Origin of the sequence: Oerskovia flava (assembly GCF_026163685.1) — a bacterium.
In the GTDB taxonomy this organism is placed as follows: domain Bacteria; phylum Actinomycetota; class Actinomycetes; order Actinomycetales; family Cellulomonadaceae; genus Oerskovia_A; species Oerskovia_A flava.
The window spans coordinates 468,675-488,129 of record NZ_JAOXSR010000002.1 but is presented as its reverse complement, the minus strand read 5'-3'; the positions used below and the strand labels follow the sequence as shown (position 1 = coordinate 488,129).

At 71.5% G+C, this 19,455-nt stretch carries 16 protein-coding genes and 1 pseudogene; 7 read left to right on the top strand and 10 right to left on the bottom strand.

The genetic code is table 11. The annotated features are described in order from the left end of the window. The 5 genes and pseudogenes from OHL10_RS06910 to ctaE all read right to left on the bottom strand — a co-directional run. Positions 1-127: pseudogene (locus OHL10_RS06910) on the bottom strand (superoxide dismutase); the annotation flags it as partial. Between the two features lie 177 nt (positions 128-304). Next, positions 305-2,017, bottom strand: a complete 1,713-nt coding sequence (gene qcrB / locus OHL10_RS06905) for a cytochrome bc1 complex cytochrome b subunit (protein WP_265521430.1) — start codon at positions 2,015-2,017, stop codon at positions 305-307. Continuing rightward, positions 2,014-3,057 carry a cytochrome bc1 complex Rieske iron-sulfur subunit gene (qcrA, locus tag OHL10_RS06900; RefSeq protein ID WP_265521429.1) on the bottom strand — a complete coding sequence of 348 codons (1,044 nt, stop codon included), beginning with the start codon at positions 3,055-3,057 and terminating at the stop codon, positions 2,014-2,016. Before qcrA ends, qcrB begins: the two co-directional genes overlap by 4 nt. Continuing rightward, on the bottom strand, positions 3,054-3,833 hold the full coding sequence (gene qcrC, locus OHL10_RS06895) for a cytochrome bc1 complex diheme cytochrome c subunit (protein ID WP_265521428.1): 780 nt from the start codon (positions 3,831-3,833) through the stop codon (positions 3,054-3,056). The genes qcrA and qcrC overlap by 4 nt, the downstream gene beginning before the upstream one ends. Before the next feature lie 66 nt (positions 3,834-3,899). Further along, positions 3,900-4,553 carry an aa3-type cytochrome oxidase subunit III gene (gene ctaE / locus OHL10_RS06890; RefSeq protein WP_265521467.1) on the bottom strand — a complete coding sequence of 218 codons (654 nt, stop codon included), beginning with the start codon at positions 4,551-4,553 and terminating at the stop codon, positions 3,900-3,902. A gap of 258 nt (positions 4,554-4,811) precedes the next feature. On the opposite strand from ctaE, the gene OHL10_RS06885 reads away from it, so the two are divergent. Both OHL10_RS06885 and trpD read left to right on the top strand, forming a co-directional pair. Next, positions 4,812-5,270 carry a response regulator transcription factor gene (locus tag OHL10_RS06885; RefSeq protein WP_265521427.1) on the top strand — a complete coding sequence of 153 codons (459 nt, stop codon included), beginning with the start codon at positions 4,812-4,814 and terminating at the stop codon, positions 5,268-5,270. A 62-nt stretch (positions 5,271-5,332) separates the two neighbouring features. Then, on the top strand, positions 5,333-6,406 hold the full coding sequence (gene trpD / locus OHL10_RS06880; protein ID WP_265521466.1) for an anthranilate phosphoribosyltransferase: 1,074 nt from the start codon (positions 5,333-5,335) through the stop codon (positions 6,404-6,406). Between the two features lie 23 nt (positions 6,407-6,429). Here the strand turns inward: trpD and OHL10_RS06875 are convergent, their stop codons facing one another. Together OHL10_RS06875 and OHL10_RS06870 are read right to left on the bottom strand one after the other, a co-directional pair. After that, a complete protein-coding gene (locus OHL10_RS06875) occupies positions 6,430-6,711 on the bottom strand; it encodes an Lrp/AsnC family transcriptional regulator (RefSeq protein WP_265521426.1) in 282 nt (93 codons plus the stop codon). A gap of 94 nt (positions 6,712-6,805) precedes the next feature. After that, a complete protein-coding gene (locus tag OHL10_RS06870) occupies positions 6,806-8,593 on the bottom strand; it encodes a DEDD exonuclease domain-containing protein (protein WP_265521425.1) in 1,788 nt (595 codons plus the stop codon). A gap of 89 nt (positions 8,594-8,682) precedes the next feature. Here OHL10_RS06870 and OHL10_RS06865 point away from each other — a divergent pair, with 89 nt between their 5' ends. After that, positions 8,683-10,086, top strand: a complete 1,404-nt coding sequence (locus OHL10_RS06865) for an NYN domain-containing protein (protein ID WP_265521424.1) — start codon at positions 8,683-8,685, stop codon at positions 10,084-10,086. 59 nt (positions 10,087-10,145) lie between these two features. Here OHL10_RS06865 and OHL10_RS06860 read toward each other — a convergent pair whose 3' ends face one another. Then, a complete protein-coding gene (locus tag OHL10_RS06860) occupies positions 10,146-11,966 on the bottom strand; it encodes an AMP-dependent synthetase/ligase (RefSeq protein ID WP_265521423.1) in 1,821 nt (606 codons plus the stop codon). A 234-nt stretch (positions 11,967-12,200) separates the two neighbouring features. Between OHL10_RS06860 and OHL10_RS06855 the strand changes: the two genes are divergently transcribed. Next, positions 12,201-13,148: an ROK family glucokinase gene (locus OHL10_RS06855; RefSeq protein ID WP_265521422.1), complete on the top strand. Its 948-nt coding sequence runs from the start codon at positions 12,201-12,203 to the stop codon at positions 13,146-13,148. Positions 13,149-13,199: 51 nt separating this feature from the next. Here the strand turns inward: OHL10_RS06855 and OHL10_RS06850 are convergent, their stop codons facing one another. Further along, a complete protein-coding gene (locus OHL10_RS06850; RefSeq protein ID WP_265521421.1) occupies positions 13,200-13,832 on the bottom strand; it encodes a hypothetical protein in 633 nt (210 codons plus the stop codon). A gap of 60 nt (positions 13,833-13,892) precedes the next feature. Here OHL10_RS06850 and OHL10_RS06845 point away from each other — a divergent pair, with 60 nt between their 5' ends. From OHL10_RS06845 to OHL10_RS06835, 3 genes are all read left to right on the top strand, one after another. After that, positions 13,893-14,675 (top strand): lysophospholipid acyltransferase family protein, encoded by a 783-nt coding sequence (locus OHL10_RS06845; RefSeq protein ID WP_265521420.1) that lies wholly within the window; start codon positions 13,893-13,895, stop codon positions 14,673-14,675. Positions 14,676-14,776: 101 nt separating this feature from the next. Next, positions 14,777-16,000, top strand: a complete 1,224-nt coding sequence (locus OHL10_RS06840; RefSeq protein ID WP_265521419.1) for a pyrophosphate--fructose-6-phosphate 1-phosphotransferase — start codon at positions 14,777-14,779, stop codon at positions 15,998-16,000. Positions 16,001-16,013: 13 nt separating this feature from the next. Further along, positions 16,014-17,363: a class II 3-deoxy-7-phosphoheptulonate synthase gene (locus OHL10_RS06835; RefSeq protein WP_265521418.1), complete on the top strand. Its 1,350-nt coding sequence runs from the start codon at positions 16,014-16,016 to the stop codon at positions 17,361-17,363. A gap of 15 nt (positions 17,364-17,378) precedes the next feature. Here OHL10_RS06835 and pknB read toward each other — a convergent pair whose 3' ends face one another. After that, positions 17,379-19,433, bottom strand: coding sequence for a Stk1 family PASTA domain-containing Ser/Thr kinase (gene pknB, locus OHL10_RS06830; RefSeq protein WP_265521417.1), 2,055 nt, complete (start codon positions 19,431-19,433; stop codon positions 17,379-17,381). Positions 19,434-19,455 lie beyond the last annotated feature (22 nt).

Genomic DNA, 19,455 nt, shown 5'->3' with positions numbered 1-19,455 from the left:
CGGTGTTCGCGCCGGTGACGTAGGCCTGGTGGTGCTTGGAGTGGTGCAGCTCCATGATGCGCCCGGAGATGTGGGGCTCGAGTGCTCCGTAGTCGAACGTCAGGTCGGGAAGCGAGTAGACAGCCATTGCTGGTAATCCTCCTGGATCGGTTCGCGGCGCCCGGTGGCGCCGCCGTCTCGGTGAACTCTTCGCGTGGTCACCGCGCGATGCGCGGCACACAGGGAGAACGCCGATGACCCGCGCGATTGTTCCGGTTTGTACCGAGAACGATGGCGCGGGTCATCTTCCTACTGTGCAGGATGGTCAGCGGTTCTGCTCGTCCGGTCCAGTCTCGGGGGACACGATGGTGCGTCCGCCGCCGACAGGAGCGCCCGAACCGATCTCCTGGTGCTCAGGAGCGCCGGCCAGGGTGTCGTGCTCGCCGTGGGAGTGCGCGGCGGCGAGCTCTGCCGGGGTGACCGGCTCGACGCGGTCCTCGTAGAAGAACCGAGACAACCGCTGCATGCGGCGGTCCTTCTTGTAGCCCTTGCGGCGCACACCGCGGGCGTCCTGGGCCGGCTCGATCTCGAGGGGACGGTGTGCGTCGTAGTTGACGCGCAGCCAGCGCTCCTGCTCGTCGAGCGGCCGGTGGACCTCGATGTACTCGCCGTGGGCGAAGCGCACGATCCGACCCGTCTCGTGGCCGTGGAGCACGAGCTCACGGTCCTTGCGTTGCAGACCGAGACAGATGCGCTTCGTGATCCAGAAGGCGAACACGGGACCGGCGAAGAACAGGATCCTGAACACCCAGGTGATCGCATTGAGCGACATGCTGAAGTGCGTCGCGATGAGGTCGTTCGACCCCGCCAGCGCCAGGATGATGAAGGCCGTGAGGAACGCGACGCCGAGCCCCGTGCGCACCGGCACGTTGCGCGGACGGTCGAGCACGTGGTGCTCGCGCTTGTCCTTCGTGACGGCCGCCTCGAGGAACGGGTAGACGATGAGGAACGTGAAGAGCAGGCCCGGGATGACGACCGCCGGGATGAGCACGTTCAGCGAGAGCGTGTACCCACCGATCACGTACTCCGTCTGCCCCGGCATGAGTCGCAAGGACCCCTCGAGGAAGAGCATGTACCAGTCGGGTTGTGCTCCGGCACCCACAGGGGAGGGGTCGTACGGTCCGTAGTTCCACACGTTGTTGATCGACATCGTCCCGCCCATCAGGGCCAGGATGCCGAAGACCACGAAGAAGAAGCCGCCTGCCTTCGCGACGTACACGGGGAACAGCGGGAACCCGACGACGTTCTTGTCCGTACGGCCACCACCCGGGTACTGGGTGTGCTTGTGCAGCACGACGAAGAACAGGTGCAGGGCGATCAGAGCGAGGATCAGCGCTGGGACGAGCAGGATGTGCACGGTGAACAGGCGCGGGATGATGTCCTCGCCCGGGAACTCGCCGCCGAAGATGAAGTACGACATGTACGAGCCGATGAGCGGGATCGACTTCACGACACCGTCGGTGATGCGCAGCCCGTTGCCCGAGAGCACGTCGTCCGGCAGGGAGTAGCCGGAGAACCCGGCAGCCAGGCCGAGGATCATCAGGACGATGCCGACGATCCAGTTGACCTCACGCGGCTTGCGGAACGCACCGGTGAAGAACACGCGCATCATGTGCGTGACGATCGCCGCCATGAACAGCAGGGCTGCCCAGTGGTGGATCTGGCGCATGAGGAGCCCGCCGCGCACCTCGAACGAGGTGTGCAACGTCGAGGCGAAGGCCTCGGACATCAGCACGCCGTCCATGGATGCCGGCTGACCGTGATACTCGATGAGCGCCATGCTCGGCACGAAGAACATCGTGAGGAAGACGCCCGAGATGAGCAGCACGACGAACGAGTAGAGCGCGATCTCCCCGAGGAGGAAGGACCAGTGGTCGGGGAAGACCTTGCGCGCGAACTCCTTGACGGCCTTGCCGACTCCGGTGCGCTGATCCAGGTAGTCCGCGGTTCCCGCGGCAGCCTTTGCCGTTGTGCTCACTTGAGACGCTCCCAGTAGCTCGGGCCGACCGGCTCGTCGAAGTCGTCCTGAGCGATCAGGTACCCCTCGTCGTCGACCGTGATCGGCAGCTGCGGAAGGGGCCGCTTCGCGGGCCCGAAGACGACCTTCGCGCCGTCCGCCACGTCGAACGTCGACTGGTGGCACGGGCACAGGAGGTGGTGGGTCTGCTGCTCGTAGAGCGCCACGGGGCACCCGACGTGCGTGCAGATCTTGGAGTAGGCGACGATGCCGTCGTAGGACCAGCCCACGCGGTCCTCGGCTTCCTTGAGCTCGCGCGGGTCGAGCCGGACGAGCAGGACGACGGCCTTGGCCTTCTCGGTGATCCAGGCGTGCGACAGGCGCTCTTCCTCGGACACGTCCGGGATGACGTGCACGGCGGAGCCGATGGTCACGTCGGCGGCCTTGATGGGCCGGCCGGACGGGTCGATGGCGAGGCGCATGCCGCGCTCCCAGCGGGTGTGCCGGAACTTCGACACGTTCCAGTCCCCGCCGACGCTGCCGATGAGGGGCACCGCGATGGTGAGCGGGAACAGGGCGAGGGCGGAGATGACGGCGCCCTTGAGGACACCGCGTCGCCCGATGCCGGAGTCCTGCGCGCCGTCGGTGAGAGCCTTGACGGCCTCGGCACGGACCTCCTCGGAGCTGCGCTGCTCGTGGCGCTCGTCGACGTGCTCGTGGTCCGACATCAGCGTCTTGGCCCAGTGCACGGCACCGACGCCGATGCCGAGGAGCGCGAAGGCCATGCCGAGCCCGAGTGCGAGCGTGGAGAGACGGACGCTCGCGGTCGTCTCTCCCGGGGGGACTGCGAAATAGACGATCAAGGACGCGATGGTGCCGATGACCGAGATGGCGAAGAGCACGACGATCTGCCGCTCGGCACGCTTGGCGGCCTTCGGGTCGCGGTCGGCCATCCGGCTCTTGTGCTCGGGCAGGCCCGGGTCGTCGAAGCGCTCGAGCTCGGCGCCGGGAGCGTTCGAGGAGGTCGTGCCGACCTCGGAGGAGTGCTGGTGGTCGCTCATGAGGACTTCGCTCCGATCCACACCGCGGCACCGATGAGGAGCCCGAGACCGACGACCCACACCCACAGGCCCTCGCTCACGGGGCCCAGCGAGCCGAGGCTCAGCCCGCCGGCGGAGCCTTCACGCTGCTCGACGAGGTACGTGATGATGTCGCGCTTCTCCTCGGGCGTGATGGTCGCGTCGTTGAACACCGGCATCGACTGCGGGCCGGTCTGCATCGCCTGGTAGATGTTGCGAGGCGTCACCTCCCAGAGCGCCGGCGCGAACTTGCCCTCCGAGAGCGCGCCACCGGCGCCGACGGCGTTGTGGCACATGGCGCAGTTCGTGCGGAAGAGCGCCCCGCCGTTCGCGGAGTCACCCAACGCCGGGTCGACCTGCTCGTCCGTGGGGATCGCGGGCCCGGCCCCCAGGGACGCGACGTAGGCCGCGAGCTGGGCAGTCTGCTCCTCGTCGAACTGCCGAGGCTTCTCGATGGCCTGGGGCCCTTCCATCTGCATGGGCATGCGGCCGGTCGAGACCTGGAAGTCCACCGACGCCGCGCCGACACCGATGAGCGACGGGGCGGTGGTCGAGCCCTCGGCGGCGGGACCGTGGCAGGTCGCGCAGTTCGCCTGGAAGAGCTTCTGCCCTGTCTCGATGTCCGCGGTGCTTGCCGTGTCAGCGCTGGCTGGACTCGGGGCCAGGGCGGCGTAGACGCCGCCGGTGACCAGCAGCGCCAGCAGCAGCAGCACGACCGGGGCGAACCGGTGGTGCCTGCGGGCGGCGAGTGCCTTCACGAAATGATCCTCGTCTCGCATGTGGGGGGAACAGGGGCGGGTAGGCCGGGCAGGGCCCGGCGAACGTCAGTAGGGGAGCAGGTAGATCACGCCGAAGAGCGCGATCCAGACGACGTCGACGAAGTGCCAGTAGTAGGACGTCACGATGGCCGTCGTGGCCTCGTGGTGCCCGAAGTTCTTGGCCGAGAACGAGCGGCCGAGGAGGAAGAGGAACGCGATGAGGCCACCGACGACGTGCAGTCCGTGGAACCCGGTGGTGAGGAAGAACACGGAGCCGTAGGCGCTGGACGAGATCGTCAGGCCGTGCTCGACGAGCTCGGCGTACTCGAAGATCTGGCCACCGATGAACACGGCGCCCATGACATAGGTCAGGGTCATCCACTCGTTCATGCCCCAGCGATTGACCTGGAGCACCGAGCCGGTGCGTACGGGCTGGAAGCGCTCAGCCGCCCAGACGCCCATCTGGCATGTCACGGAGGACAGCACCAGGATCGTCGTGTTCGCGATGGCGAACGAGAGGTTGAGCTTCTCCGCCTCTGCCAGCCACTCCTCGGCTGGCATCACCGATCGAACGGTGAAGTACATGGCGAACAGACCAGCGAAGAACATGAGCTCGCTGGCCAGCCACACGATCGTCCCGACCGATACCGGGTTCGGTCGGTTGACGCTCACGTGCTGATGGGCGTGGGGGGCAGCCGTTGCGGTCGACACGAGAGCCATTATGGCCGACGTCAGCGCGAATCGGGTCATCGGGACGCGCACCCATGAGCGGCGAATCTCACAATGTCTCCAGATCTCCCCACCGAACCCTGCACTTCATGACGGATCACGTCCAAGTGCCACGAAAAGCAGGGGTCGTCCGGCGCGAGGTCAGGGGTGATCATTCGGCGCGTCCGTGCCAAGATGCCACGGAGGCGCGACGCCCACGCGATGTAGGCGCGGCGGTCCACCACGACGACGAAGGCGACGGTGACGACAATGGCGACGGAGACCACGGTGACGACGAGGTCCGGTCATCTCCCCACGACGAGCTCGACAGCGCCCGCGGAGGGGGTCGCGCCACGGGTACTGCTCTACAGCGACGACCGGACGGTGCGCGAGCAGGTCCGCCTCGCCGTCGGACGCCGGGTGCGAGCGGGGGCGCCGGACATCGTCTGGCACGAGGTGGCGACGCACGACGAGGTGCTGCGGTCCGCGGACGACGAGCGCTGGGACCTGCTCGTGCTCGACGGCGAGGCGGACAAGTCCGGGGGCATGGGTCTGTGCCGCCAGCTGAAGAACGAGATCTACGCCTGCCCGCCGGTGCTGGTCCTCACCGGCAGGGCGCAGGACGGTTGGCTAGCATCGTGGTCGCTCGCGGACGAGGCCGTGCCGCGGCCGTTCGACGCCGTCGAGCTGCAGCGCGCGATCGTCGCGCTGCTCACCCCGCCGTCCTGAAGGGCAGGAGCCCCGTGATCGATCCGTCGCCACCCGCACCCTCCGCACCGTCGCCGGCCGTCGTGAGCCCGGCCGCGGTCAGCCCGGACGCCGGCACGACGACGTGGCCCGGGCTCCTCACCGCGCTCCTCGCGGGGCACGACCTCGGTCAGGCGCAGACGTCGTGGGCGATGGACCAGGTGATGTCCGGCGAGGTCTCACCCGTGCGCCTGGCGAGCTTCCTGGTCGCGCTGCGGGCCAAGGGCGAGACGGTCGCCGAGCTCACCGGGCTGGCGGACACCATGCTCGCCCACGCCAACCGGTTCACGACCAGCGGTCCCGCGGTCGACATCGTCGGCACCGGCGGCGACGGGGCGCACACCGTGAACATCTCGACGATGGCGTCGATCGTCATCGCGGGGACCGGCGTCCGGGTCGTCAAGCACGGCAACCGGGCGGCGTCGAGCTCGTCGGGTGCCGCCGACGTGCTCGAGAAGCTCGGCATCCGGTTGGACCAGCCACCGGAGCGGGTGGCCGAGCTGGTCGACGAGGTCGGCATCACCTTCTGCTTCGCACAGGTCTTCCACCCGTCGTTCCGGCACGCCGGTGTGGCGCGCAAGGAGCTCGGGATCCCGACGGCGTTCAACTTCCTCGGGCCGTTGACCAACCCTGCCCAGCCGCGTGCGGCGGCGATCGGCGTCGCGAACTCCCGGATGGCACCGCTCATCGCGGGTGTCCTCGCCGGGCGCGGCATCTCGGCGCTCGTCTTCCGTGGTGACGACGGCCTCGACGAGCTGGCGGCGACGTCACCCGCGCAGGTCTGGGAGGTGCGCGACGGTGCGGTGATCGAGCAACGGCTCGACGCCGTCGCCGACCTGGGCCTGACGGGGATCGACGTCGCCGACCTGCGCGGGGCGGACGCGGAGTTCAACGCGGGGGTCGCGCGCCGGGTGCTCGCCGGTGAGAAGGGCGCGGTGCGGGAGACGGTCCTGCTCAACGCCGCGGCTGCGCTGGTCGCCGACGCGAGCCTCGCCGGGACGGCGCAGGGCTCGCTGGTCGAGCGGCTGGCCGCGGGGATCGAGCACGCGCGCGAGAGCGTCGACAGCGGGTCGGCGGCCGACGTGCTCGCTCGCTGGTCCGCGGCCTCGGCCCGCTGACGGGCCGAGCGTCGAGCCCTTCGTCAGTCGTCCAGCCCGAGGGCGAACGCCTGCTCGAGGTCGACGTGCGAGTAGGCGCGGAACGCGATGAAGGTCTCCGTGCGCACGACGCCCACGATCTTGCTGATCCGGTCGGCGATGACCCCCGAGAGGTCGTCGTGGTCCTGGACCCGGACCATCGCGACCAGGTCGGCCTTGCCCGTCACCGAGTAGACCTCGCTGACGCCGGTGATGTCCGCGATCGCCGCGGCCACCTCGGGGATCCGGGCCGGTTCGGTGTCGATCAGGACGATGGCCGTGAGCATGGGTCCTCCGTAGGTCTGCCAGGTGCGCCGCCTCGGCGACGAGGTCGTGGCGCCGGGCTCGCGGCGCCGAGGACCAATCTATCCGCGGCCGACGTCAGGCGCCTTCGGCCACCCGGACGCTCAGCCGACCGGGCCCGAGGTGCGCTCGGGCGGACCGGACGGGTGAGGCGAGCGGGTCGCTGACCTCGACGAGGCGGACACCCGGCTGCTCGAGCCACGCCAGGACCAGCTCGGCCTCGTGCGGGTGGCAGGCGGGAGCAGGCGGGACCGGCGCGGGGACGTCCTCGGCGGTCGCGACCAGCGACTCCACGACCTGCATCGGGTCCTGCAGGGCCGTGCACAGCGCCGTCGCGGCGAGTCGTGCGTGCCGGACCACGACGATCTCCCAGCCCCCGACCCCGTGCGGGACCGCCGCGACGAGCTGGGAGCACCGGGCGAGCGGCTCCAGCCGCTGCGCGCGGCTCGCCCCATCGAGGTAGGAGGTCAACCGAGAGGTGACGTGTCCGGCCTGCTCGTACCGCTCCTCGCGGGAGAGCTGGGCGATGCGTGCGGCGAGCGCGTCGACGACGGTCTCCGGGTCGCCCAGCATCGCCGTGCGGGCGTCGTCCGCCACCCTGGCGTACGCCAGGTCGACGACCGGTGCCGTGCACGGTGCCGAGCACCGGCCCATCTCGGCCAGTGCGCAGGAGGCCGACCCGGCAGGAGCCGAGCGGGGCAGTCGGCGTGTGCACTGACGCAGGGGCACGGCGTCGTGCAGGGCGTCGACGGCTTCCTGGGCCTGCCGTCGTGACGAGAACGGGCCGATGTGCGCGGACCCCTCCCGGACCTCGCGCACGATCGACAGCCGCGGGTACGGCTCGTCCGTGAGCCGGACCCAGGTCATGCGTTCGGGGAAGCGTGAACGCCGGTTGTACCGCGGTGAGTGCTCCGTGATGAGCCGGAGCTCGCGGACCTGGGCCTCCATCGGCGTCGCGCAGACGACCGCGCTGACACGGTGCGCGATGCGGACCATCTCGGTGATCCGGCGACGCTTCTCCGACGCCGTGAAGTAGCTGCGGACGCGCCGGCGGATCGAGGTCGAGGTGCCGACGTACAGCACCTCCTCGTCGGGACCGTGGAAGAGGTAGACGCCGGGCGCGTCGGGCAGGCCGTCGGCGAGGTGGCGCTTGCGACGGACGTCCGGAGGCACCGGGTCCGCCGCCGTGGCCAGGTCCTCGAGGTGGGTCACGCCGAAAGCTGCGAGGCGCCCGAGCAGCGCGTGCAGGACGTCGACGGTAGCGCGGGCGTCCGCCAGCGCGCGGTGGTCGGGTGTCACGGTCGCCCGGAAGAGGGCCGCGAGGGTGGAGAGCTTGTGGTTCGGCGCTTCGTCGCGCGTGACGACACGCCGGGCGAGCGCCACCGTGTCGACGACGGTGTACCCGGGCCAGTCGTACCCCGCGCGCTGGTACGCGGCGCGCAGGAACGACACGTCGAACGGCGCGTTGTGCGCGACGAGGACGGCCCCGTGCGCGAACTCCAGGAAGCTCGGCAGGACGGCCTCGACCGGCGGAGCGGTGGCCACCATGGCCGAGCTGATGCCGGTGAGCCGGGCGATGAAGGCGGGGACGGCGACGCCGGGGTTGACGAGGGTCTGGAACTCGCCGAGCACCTCCCCGCCGCGGACCTTGACGGCCCCGATCTCGGTGATGGACGACGAGGCGGCCGACCCGCCCGTCGTCTCCAGGTCGACGACGACGAAGGTCACGTCTTGCAGGGGCGTCCCCAGCTCGTCGAAGCCAAGCTGCAGGGGAGCCGCCGTCCCGCGCTCGTCCGCCCGTCGGGCTGGCTCGAGCGTGTGCACGGACCGGATCGGGGTGCCGGCGGCCTGGGTGGTGCGCTGCATGCCGGTGACCGTACGAGCAGCCACCCACATCTTCTCCAGCGGCTTCGGGAGCGGCGGCGGTGCAGGGTTCGAGCGCCTAAGGTGGAGCCATGGGGAAAGGGGCAAGTCACGACAAGAAGGGCGGAACGCCCGCATCGCCCGACGTCCCGCCGCCGGTCCGGGCCGCTCTGGTCGAGTCCGCTGCGCGGGTCCTCGGCGAGCTCGACCCCCTGCTCGTCCCGGTGACGCTCCAGCGCGTGCGGACCTTCGCGCCCCGCCGCCGTGCGTCGTCGGGCGCGGCGCCCCTGTGGCACGCGCTCGTCGGCGACGACGGCTTCCGGCATGCCGTGGCGTCCCGCTGGACGACCGAGCACCCGCAGCTCGCGCGCAGGCTCACCGATCCCGCCGACGGTCCCGAGGACGCTCCCGACGACGGTGGCGGCCCCCGGCCGGAGCCCGGCACGCTCGATCTGGCCGTGGGGGCCTTCCTCCTGCGCCCGGACGGGTGGCAGGCGCACCTCGAACGGGCGGGCGCAGCCCACGACGAACGCTCGAACGCCGAGGTCGACCACGCCGCGGCGGACCGTCTGCGCCGGGAGCACGACCGCGCCACGTCCGAGCTCGTCGAGCTCCGTGCGCGGGTGGTGACCGGCGCCGCCGAGCTCGAGGACGCGCGCGAGCAGCTCGCCGTGCTGCGCCGCCAGGAGCGTCGGCTGCGGTCCGACGCCGACCGTGCCCGCGCGGAGGCGAGGCGGGAGCGTGACGCGGCGCGCGCGGACCTCGAGGCGGCACGTGCCGCCCGGGAGGAGGCGGGCGCGCTGCGGCGTGCGGCAGCGGCCGACCGGGAGCGCGCCGAGTCCGAGCGCGCGACGGCTCGCTCCACGGCACAGGTCGGCGCGGACCTCGCGAACGCCCGGGCCAAGCTCCTGCTCGACGCGGTCGTGGACGCCGCCGTCGGACTGCGTCGCGAGCTCGGGCTTCCCCCGGCCGCGGTCCGGCCGGCCGAGGTGGTCGAGGCGGGCACGGCGAGTGTCACGCCGCGCCCGGTGTCGCGCCCCGGCTCGCGGGGCAGGTCGGGCGACGACCCGGCGCTCCTCGACGACCTGCTCTCCGTCCCGCACACGCACCTCGTGGTCGACGGGTACAACGTCACCAAGACCGGCTTCGACGACCTCGCGCTCGTCGACCAGCGCCGCCGCCTGGTCGACGGGCTCGTGCGGGTCGCGTCCCGGACCGGCGCCGAGATCTCGTGCTGCTTCGACGGGCAGCGTACCGGCGCGGGGACGTCGGGCACGTCCGGATCGGGCGGGGCGACGACCGCGCGAGGGGTCCGAGTGCTCTTCTCGAGCGGGGAGATCGCGGACGACCTCATCCGCAGGCTGGTCGCCGCCGAACCCGTGGGTCGTCCCGTCGTCGTGGTCACGTCCGACCGGGCCGTCGCCGACGACGTCCAGGCCATGGGCGCCGTGGCGGTCGGAGCACCCGCCCTGCTCGCGAGGCTCGGCCGACTCTGAGGACGCCGACGGCCGCCCGGCGCACGCTGCCGGACGGCCGTCGGTCGGTGACCTGGGTGCTACGCGCCGTTGGCGATCTCGGCGTCGGCGTAGATCGCGTCGACCTCCCGCTCGAAGCTGCGCAGGACCTCGCTGCGCTTGACCTTCAGCGACGGCGTGAGAAAGCCGTTCTCGATCGTGAAGTCGGTCGTCAGGACGCTGAACTTGCGGATCGACTCCGCCCGGGACACGGCCTTGTTCGCGCGGGTGACCGCGGCGTCCAGCGCGGCGAGAACGTCCGGGTCCTCGGAGGCGGCGGCGACGTCCATCGGCTGCTTGTCGTGCATGGCGAGCCAGCCCGGGAGACCCTCGGGGTCGAGCGTGATGAGGGCGCCGATGAAGGGACGCGCGTCGCCCACGACCACGCACTGGCTCACGAGGGGGTGCGCGCGGATCCGGTCCTCGAGCACCGCGGGGGCGACGTTCTTGCCCGCGGCGGTGACGATGATCTCCTTCTTGCGACCGGTGATCGTCAGGAACCCCTCGGCGTCGAGCGAGCCGAGGTCGCCGGTGCGGAACCACCCGTCCGTGAAGGCCTCCTCGGTCGCCTTCTCGTTGCCGTGGTAGCCACGGAAGACGTGGTCGCCCTTGAGGAGGATCTCGCCGTCGTCCTCCACCCGCACCGAGCACCCGGGCAGCTGCTGGCCGACGGTCCCGATCTTCGTGCGGGCCGGGCGGGTGACGCAGGTGGGGGCCGTCGTCTCGGTGAGGCCGTAGCCCTCGAGGATCCGGACGCCGATACCGCGGTAGAAGTGCCCGAGCCGCTCGCCGAGCGGCGCGCCGCCCGACACCGCGAACTTGGCCTGTCCGCCGAGGGCGTGCCGCAGCTTGCCGAAGACCAGCACGTCCGCCACCTTGTGCTGGAGCTTGAGGCCGAGGCCGGGGCCCTTCGGGTCGTCGAGCGCACGCGAGTAGGCGATCGCGGTCGCCGCCGCCCAGTGGAAGATCTTCAGCTTTCCGCCTGCTGCCGCCTTCTGCTCCGAGGAGTTGTAGACCTTCTCGAAGACGCGCGGCACGGACAGGATGTACGTCGGGCGGAAGGTGCCCAGGTCCTCGAGCAGCGTCTTGGTGTCCGGCGTGTGCCCGAGCACCGTGCCACCGGCGACGACGAGCACCCCGATGAAGCGTGCGAACACGTGCGCGAGCGGCATGAAGAGCAGGGTGCGGCCACCCGGCTCACCGAAGACCTCCGGCACCTCCTCGACCGCGTTGACGGTCAGCAGGTAGAAGTTCCCGTGCGTGAGCTCGGCCCCCTTGGGGCGGCCCGTGGTGCCCGAGGTGTAGATGATGGTGGCGACGTCGGCGAGGTCCGCCGCCCCACGTCGGGTGGCGATCTCGTCGTCCGAGACGCCGGCCCCGGCGGTCTTGAGCGCCTCGATGCCGCCGTCGTCGATGACGAGGACGTCGGAGAGCGCAGGGACCTCGCCGCGGACCTCCGCGACCGTGGCCGCGTGCTCGGGGGTCTCGACGACGAGGAGCCGCACGTCGGCGTCGGAGAGGATCCACTGCACCTGCTCCGCGCTCGACGTCTCGTACAGCGGAACGGGCACGGCGCCGGCCGCCCACGACGCCCAGTCGAGCAGCGTCCACTCGTACCGGGTCCGGGACATGATGCCGACGTGGTCGCCCACGCCGATGCCGCGGGCCACCAGGCCCTTCGCGACGGCGACGACCTCGGCGTCGAAGTCGCGGGCCGAGAGGGCGGTCCACGGGCCGTCGGGCGTCGTCTTGCGCTCGATCATCGGTTGCCCGGGACCGGCAGCGACGCGTGCCGCGAGGAGATCGTTGAGGTTGTGGTGCGGATCGACATCGATGATGCGCGGTGTGCTGAACTCGTCCATGCTGGCTCCAGTGGCAGAAGTCGACGGTAGGAGAAGACTACCGACCGTCCGCGGGTGTCCGGGACACCGCCGCACTGGGTACCCTTCATCTGCCGTGCATCGTTGCGCAACCGTTGCAGAGCACGGTGTGACCGTCACGGGTGGATCGGGCGGTGGTCGACGGACGGTCGGCCGCCGGGGCCGCGTCCTGCCCGGGCTGTCCTTCCACGACCACTTCGCGAGTGAGGATCTGACATGCACGCCATCGGGGTCGACATCGGCGGGACCAAGATCGCTGCGGGTGTGGTCGACGACGACGGCGTGATCCTCGCGCAGACGCGGCGCGACACGGAGCCCGACGACGTGGCGTCGATCGACCGCGCGGTCGCCGAGGTCTACCGCGAGCTCGCGGCCGACTTCGAGATCGGTGCGATCGGCGTCGCGGCCGCGGGTTTCGTCAGCTCCGACCGGACCACGGTCCTCTTCGCCCCGAACATCGCCTGGCGCGAGTACGCCCTCGCGGCGCGGGTGCGCGCGCTCCTCGGCGACGAGACCGTGCGGATCGTCGTGGAGAACGACGCGAACGCCGCCGGGTGGGCCGAGTTCCGCTTCGGCGCAGGCCGCTCCGCGACCGACATGCTCATGCTGACGGTCGGCACGGGGCTCGGGGGTGCCGTGATCGTCGACGGTCAGCTCGTCCGTGGGCGCTGGGGCGTGGCCGCGGAGGTCGGGCACATGCGGGTCGTGCCGGGCGGGCACTACTGCGGGTGCGGGCACGAGGGGTGCTGGGAGCAGTACGCCTCGGGCAGCGCGCTCGTGCGGGACGGCCAGGCGAGCCTGGTCGCGCAGCCGGACCGGGCGGAGCGGCTGCTGGCGATGGCCGGCGGCGACCCGGAGAAGCTGACCGGACCGCAGATCACCCAGGCCGCGCACGAGGGGGACCCGCTCGCGGTCGAGCTCCTCGCGACGCTGGGACGGTGGATCGGTGAGGGTGCAGCGTCCGTGGCGGCGCTGCTCGACCCCGAGCTGATCGTCATCGGCGGCGGCGTCGGAGGCGCGGGCGACCTCCTGCTCCAGCCGGTGCGCAAGGGCTTCGCCGACCAGCTCTCCGCGCGGGGGCACCGGCCCGAGGCGCAGATCGAGCTCGCCGAGCAGGGCAACGAGGCCGGCATCGTCGGTGCTGCCGACCTTGCCCGGGTCTGAGGCAGGTCCGCGCGCGCCCCTGACCCGGCCCCGTGCCCGGCGGGCGCGCGGTCAGACGACGGCGCCCGGTCCGGGGTCCTCGTCGCGGTGGTGCGGCATGCGCCAGACGAGCACCGCGACGGCCGCGACGAAGAGCACCCCGCCGACCTGCCCCGCGATGACCGGGAACGGTCGCAGCAGCACGAGCGCGAGGAGCAGGAGCACGGGCACGCCGACCGCGACGCCCCAGGCCATCGTCGCCAGGGGGTCGCGCCCGAGGACCAGCGGGGGGTCCGGCGGCTCGAAGTGGCTGTCCGCCTCGTCGAGGTCCTCGACCTCGGGTGTCGTCGGCCAGTCACGCGGCCCGCTGGTGCGGACCCACGGGGCGACGGGGTACGTGCGCCCGGTGCCGAAGTCCGCACCGCGCGCGGGGCCCGCACCCTGTTCCGGCTCGTCGACCGGAGCCCGGTCGAGGTCGGCGAGCTCCGCGACGATGTCGGCCCACCGGGCCTCGACGTCCGGAGGCTCGGCGTCCCGCGGCTGGTCCGGACCGCCCGCGCCCGGACCGCTCGCGTCCGGACCGCCCGCGCCCGGACCGCTCGCGTCCGGACCGGGCTCCTCCGAGGCGCTGGGAGAAGGGTCGGGACCGGGCTCGCCGGGGACGTCCGGCGCGTCGTCGGGCGAACCCGCATTCGGTGAGGCCATGGTGATCACTCTAGAGTCGGATGCACGTCCCGTGTCCCGGGGCCGTGCGGAGGAGGCGCGTTGTTCTACTGGTTCATGAAGCAGGTGATGGTCGGGCCGCTGCTGCGGCTGCTGTACCGTCCCTGGACGCGGGGCGTGGAGCACGTCCCCGAGGACGGACCGGCGATCCTCGCGAGCAACCACCTCGCCGTCATCGACTCGTTCATCCTCCCGCTCGTCCTCTCGCGGAAGGTCCAGTTCCTCGGGAAGTCCGACTACTTCACGGGGACCGGGCTCAAAGGTCGGCTCACCGCCGGCTTCATGCGTGGCGTCGGGACGATCCCGGTCGACCGCTCCGGTGGCAAGGCGAGCGAGGCCGCGCTCAACACAGGGCTGCGGGTGCTCGACGAGGGAGACCTCTTCGGCATCTACCCCGAGGGGACGCGCAGCCCGGACGGCCGCCTGTACCGCGGGAAGACGGGCGTGGCGCGGCTCGCGCTCGAGTCCGGTGCGCCCGTGGTCCCGGTCGCGATGATCGGCACGAACATCGCCCAGCCGATCGGCAAGGTCATCCCCACGCCGATGCGCATCGGCATCGTGTTCGGCGAGCCGCTGGACTTCTCGCGCTACCGGGGGATGGAGAACGACCGGTTCATCCTGCGCTCCGTCGCCGACGAGATCCAGTACGCGATCATGCGGCTGTCCGGCCAGGAGTACGTCGACATCTACGCCGCGACGGCCAAGGCGCGGATCGCCGCCGGGTACACGGACCCGACGGAGTCCGCGGCGCCGGGCGGACGCCCCCTGCCGGACGTCCAGGTTCCGGAACCTCCGCCGGTCGAGCCTCGTCCGTCAGTAGACTGACGCCCGCAGGCCGCCCGCGCGAGATGCCGGCCGCGTCGAGCAGACGCCCGGCACGATCACCGGCGGGGCGGCACCACATCCCACGAGAGGTAGCCCCACCCATGGTTCGTCGCGTCGCCCTCCTGACTGCCGGTGGCTTCGCCCCCTGCCTGTCCTCCGCCGTCGGCGGGCTGATCGAGCGGTACACGGAGCTGGCCCCCGAGGTCGAGATCATCGCCTACCAGCACGGCTACCACGGCCTGCTCACGGGCACCAAGATCGTCATCGACGCCGAGGGTCGCCAGAAGGCGGGCATCCTGCACCGGTTCGGTGGCTCGCCCATCGGCAACTCGCGGGTCAAGCTCACCAACGCCGCGGACTGTGTCAAGCGTGGGCTCGTCGCCGAGGGCGAGGACCCCCTGCAGGTCGCCGCGGAGCGGCTCAAGGCCGACGGCGTCGACGTGCTGCACACCATCGGCGGCGACGACACGAACACGACGGCCGCCGACCTCGCCGCCTACCTGCACGACAACGGCTACGAGCTCACCGTGGTCGGGCTGCCGAAGACGATCGACAACGACGTGGTGCCGATCCGTCAGTCGCTCGGCGCCTGGACCGCCGCCGAGGAGGCCGCCGGGTTCGCGCGCAACATCATCGGCGAGCACCGTTCCGGTCCGCGGATGCTCATCGTCCACGAGGTCATGGGGCGCCACTGCGGCTGGCTGACCGCCGCGTCGGCCGTCGCCTACCGCAAGGGCCTGGACGCCGAGGAGTGGGTGCCGAGCCTGGGGCTGACGCGCGAGCGCTGGGACGTCCACGCGGTGTTCCTGCCCGAGCTCGCGCTCGACATCGACGCCGAGGCCGAGCGCCTCAAGGCGATCATGGACTCGCAGGGCAACGTCAACATCTTCCTCTCCGAGGGCGCCGGCATGCACGAGATCGTCGCGCAGCTCGAGGCGGCGGGGGAAACCGTGGAGCGCGACCCGTTCGGGCACGTCAAGCTCGACACGATCAACCCGGGTGCGTGGTTCGCCCAGCAGTTCGCCGAGAAGCTCGGCGCCGAGAAGGTCATGGTCCAGAAGTCCGGCTACTACTCGCGCGCCGCCGCGGCCAACGCCGAGGACCTGCGTCTCATCAAGTCGATGACCGACCTCGCCGTCGAGTGCGCGTTCAAGGGCGAGTCCGGTGTGATCGGCCACGACGAGGAGAACGGCGACCGCCTGCGCGCGATCGAGTTCCCGCGCATCGCCGGTGGCAAGGCGTTCGACGTGTCCGTGGACTGGTTCGGCGCGCTCCTCGAGGACATCGGCCAGCCGCTGGTCGCCGCCTCCGGCGCAGAGCACTGACCGGCCGCGTCCGATGACCACCACGAGCGACCCGGAGATCCTCGCCGGGCTGGACCACTTCCGCGACCTCGTCGCCCGTCAGCAGCCGACCTGGCCCGACCAGGACGCGCTGGCGGCGGTGACCGACGAGCTCGTGGGCTCCGCGCCGCTCGTGGTGCCCGCAGAGGCGGACGTCCTGCGCTCCCGGCTGGCCGCGGCCGGCCGGGGCCAGGCGTTCCTGCTGCAGGGCGGGGACTGCGCCGAGACGTTCGCCGAGGCGAACGCCGACCGCATCCGCAACAAGATCCGCACCATCCTGCAGATGGCGGTCATCCTCACCCACGGCGCGAGCATGCCGATCGTCAAGCTCGGCCGGATGGCGGGCCAGTACGCCAAGCCGCGCAGCTCCGACGACGAGACCCGTGACGGCGTCACGTTGCCGGCGTACCGCGGCGACATGGTCAACGGGCACCCCTTCACGCCCGAGGCGCGCATCCCGGACCCGCAGCGGCTGCTGCAGGCCTACCAGATCTCGACGGCGACGTTCAACGTCGTCCGCGCGTTCACCACGGGCGGCTTCGCGGACCTGCGCCAGGTGCACGAGTGGAACCGCGGGTTCATGCGCAACCCCGCGTACGCGCGCTACGAGCGCACGGCCACCGAGATCGACCGTGCGATCCGCTTTATGGACGCGTGCGGCGCGGACTTCGACGCGCTGCGCACGGTGGAGTTCTTCATCAGCCACGAGGCGCTGATCCTCGACTACGAGCGGGCGCTGACGCGTATCGACTCCCGCTCGGGACGGGCGTACGACACGTCGGCCCACTTCCTGTGGATCGGCGAGCGCACCCGTCAGCTCGACGGCGCGCACGTCGACTTCCTGTCGCGCGTCGCGAACCCCATCGGGGTGAAGCTGGGCCCGACGACGACCCCGCAGGACGCGCTCCGCCTCGTCGAGCTGCTCAACCCCGACGGCGTCGAGGGTCGGCTGACGTTCATCACCCGCATGGGTGCGAGCCGGGTACGGGACGCGTTGCCCGCGCTCGTCGAGGCCGTCACGGCCTCCGGCGCACCCGTCACCTGGGTTACGGACCCCATGCACGGCAACACGATCACGTCCGACAGCGGGTACAAGACTCGCCGGCTGGAGGACGTGCTCGACGAGGTGCGTGGCTTCTTCGAGGTGCACCGCGCGGTCGGCTCCGTGCCCGGTGGCCTGCACGTCGAGCTCACGGGCGACGACGTGACGGAGGTGCTCGGCGGCAGCGAGGAGATCGACGACGCCGGTCTGGCGTTGCGGTACGAGACGCTCGTGGACCCGCGCCTGAACCACCAGCAGTCGCTCGAGATGGCGTTCCAGGTCGCGGAGATGATCCGCGCCTGACCCCGTCCGCGTCGGTCAGAAGACGTTGATCGTGACCGTCGACCCCTTGGGTGCGGTGTCGCCGTCGGCGTCCTGGGCATCCTGGGAGTAGACGATGTTGAGCGGGCTGATCCCCTGGGGTCGGGCGACCTCGACGACGAACCCGGCCTCCTCGAGTGCCGCCGTCGCGGTGCGGACGTTCTGTCCGTAGACGTTCGGGACCTCGACCATCGGGGGACCGAGCGAGACGACGATGCCGACGGTGTCACCGCGGTGCCCCTCGGTGCCCTGCTCGGGATCCTGGGAGACGACCTGCCCCGCGGCGACGGACTCCGAGTGCGCCTCGGTGACGTCGACGGTCAGCCCGCGGTCCTCGAGCGTGGCGACCGCGCTGCCCTGGGCGCTGTTCACCACCTGCGGGATGGTGACGGGGGCCGGGCCGGACGAGACGGTGAGCGTGACGACCGTGTCGTGCCGCTGCTCCGAGCCCTCCTCGACGGAGACGTCGAGGACCTCCCCGGACGGCACCGTGTCGTGGTGCTCACCGATCGGCTCGCCGACCTCGAAGCGGGCGCCCTGGAGCGCGGCCTGGGCCTCGACGGCGCTGGACCCGACGAGGTCGTCGGGGACCGTGAGCATCTCGACGCCCAGCGAGATGACGAGCCCGACGGAACCGTCCTTGCGCACCTGGTCGCCGGGAGCAGGGTCGGTCGAGACGACCGCGCCGACGGGGACGTCGTCGTCGAAGCTCTCGGTCGACGTCGAGCGCAGCCCGACGTCGGCGAGCGCCGACTCCGCCTCGGCCTTGCCGACGCCGAGGAGGCCGTCGGGCACCGTCGTGAACGCACCCGGCCCGTCGGAGTACCACCAGGCCGCACCGACGCCTCCGCCACCGACGAGGAGCATCAGCACGAGCACCCAGACGAGCGCGGCGCGGCGACGTCGTCGTGGCCGGGCCAGGACCGTCGTGTCGTGCTGCGACCCGGCGGGCGGCGGCGCCGTCGTCCTGCCCGTGGTGAGGCGGACCGTCAGCCCGGCCTCGGAGAGGTCGGCCGGCCCGAGGGCCGTGAGCGCCGACGTCGTCCCGTGCTCCGTGCCGTCGGCGGGCTCGCCGTCGGTGGTCTCCCCGGGCGGCTGCTCCTGCGCGGACTGCGACCCGACGGCGGCCCGGCGGGTCGTGCCGTCCGAGGTCGCGGGGGAGGTGTGCGCCTCGATGCGTCGGTGGAGGTCGGCCGGATCGAGGGCGGCCGAGGTGCGGCGCACGAGGGCCAGCGCGGCGCTCGCGTCCACGGGCCGGTCGGCGGGGTCGCGCGCGGCGAGCGCGCACACGAGGTCGTCGATCTCGACGGGCAGCCACGGCGCCTTGTCGGACGGCGGCGGGACCTCGCTGTTGACGTGCTGGAAGGCGACCTGGATCGGGGTGTCCCCGGTGAACGGCGGCGCCCCCGTGAGCATCTCGTAGGCGAGGATCCCGGTGGCGTACACGTCGGTGCGCGTGTCGCAGGCGCCCGTGGTGATGAGCTCGGGGCCGAGGTAGGCGACGGTGCCGAGGATGGTGCCGGTGGTCGTCGACGTGACCTCCGTCACGGCACGCGCCAGCCCGAAGTCGGCCACCTTCACCCGGGACTCGGTGTCGATGAGGACGTTCTCCGGCTTGATGTCCCGGTGGACGAGGCCCGTGCGGTGCGCGGCGGCGAGGGCGTCGAGGACGTCCGTGAGGATCGCCAGCGTGCGACCGAGGGTCAGGGTTCCCTCGGTGCGCAGGACGCGTCGCAGGTTCGAGCCGTCGACGTACTCCATCGTCAGGTAGCTGGTCTCGCCGTCGAGACCCTGGTCGTAGACGGCGACGAGGCCCGGGTGGGTCAGGCGGGCGGCCGCGCGCGCCTCGCGCCGGAACCGTGAGACGAACTCCCCGCCGTCGAGGCCGTCCGCGAGGTGCGGGTGCATGACCTTGAGGGCGACCTCGCGGTCGAGCCGTCGGTCGACCGCCAGGTACACCGTGGCCATGCCCCCGCGGGCGATGCGGGACACGACCTCGTACCGCCCGTCGACCAGGCGGCCCACGAGCGGATCGGTCGTCACGGTTGCCACGCTGGAAGTCTAGGCGGACGAC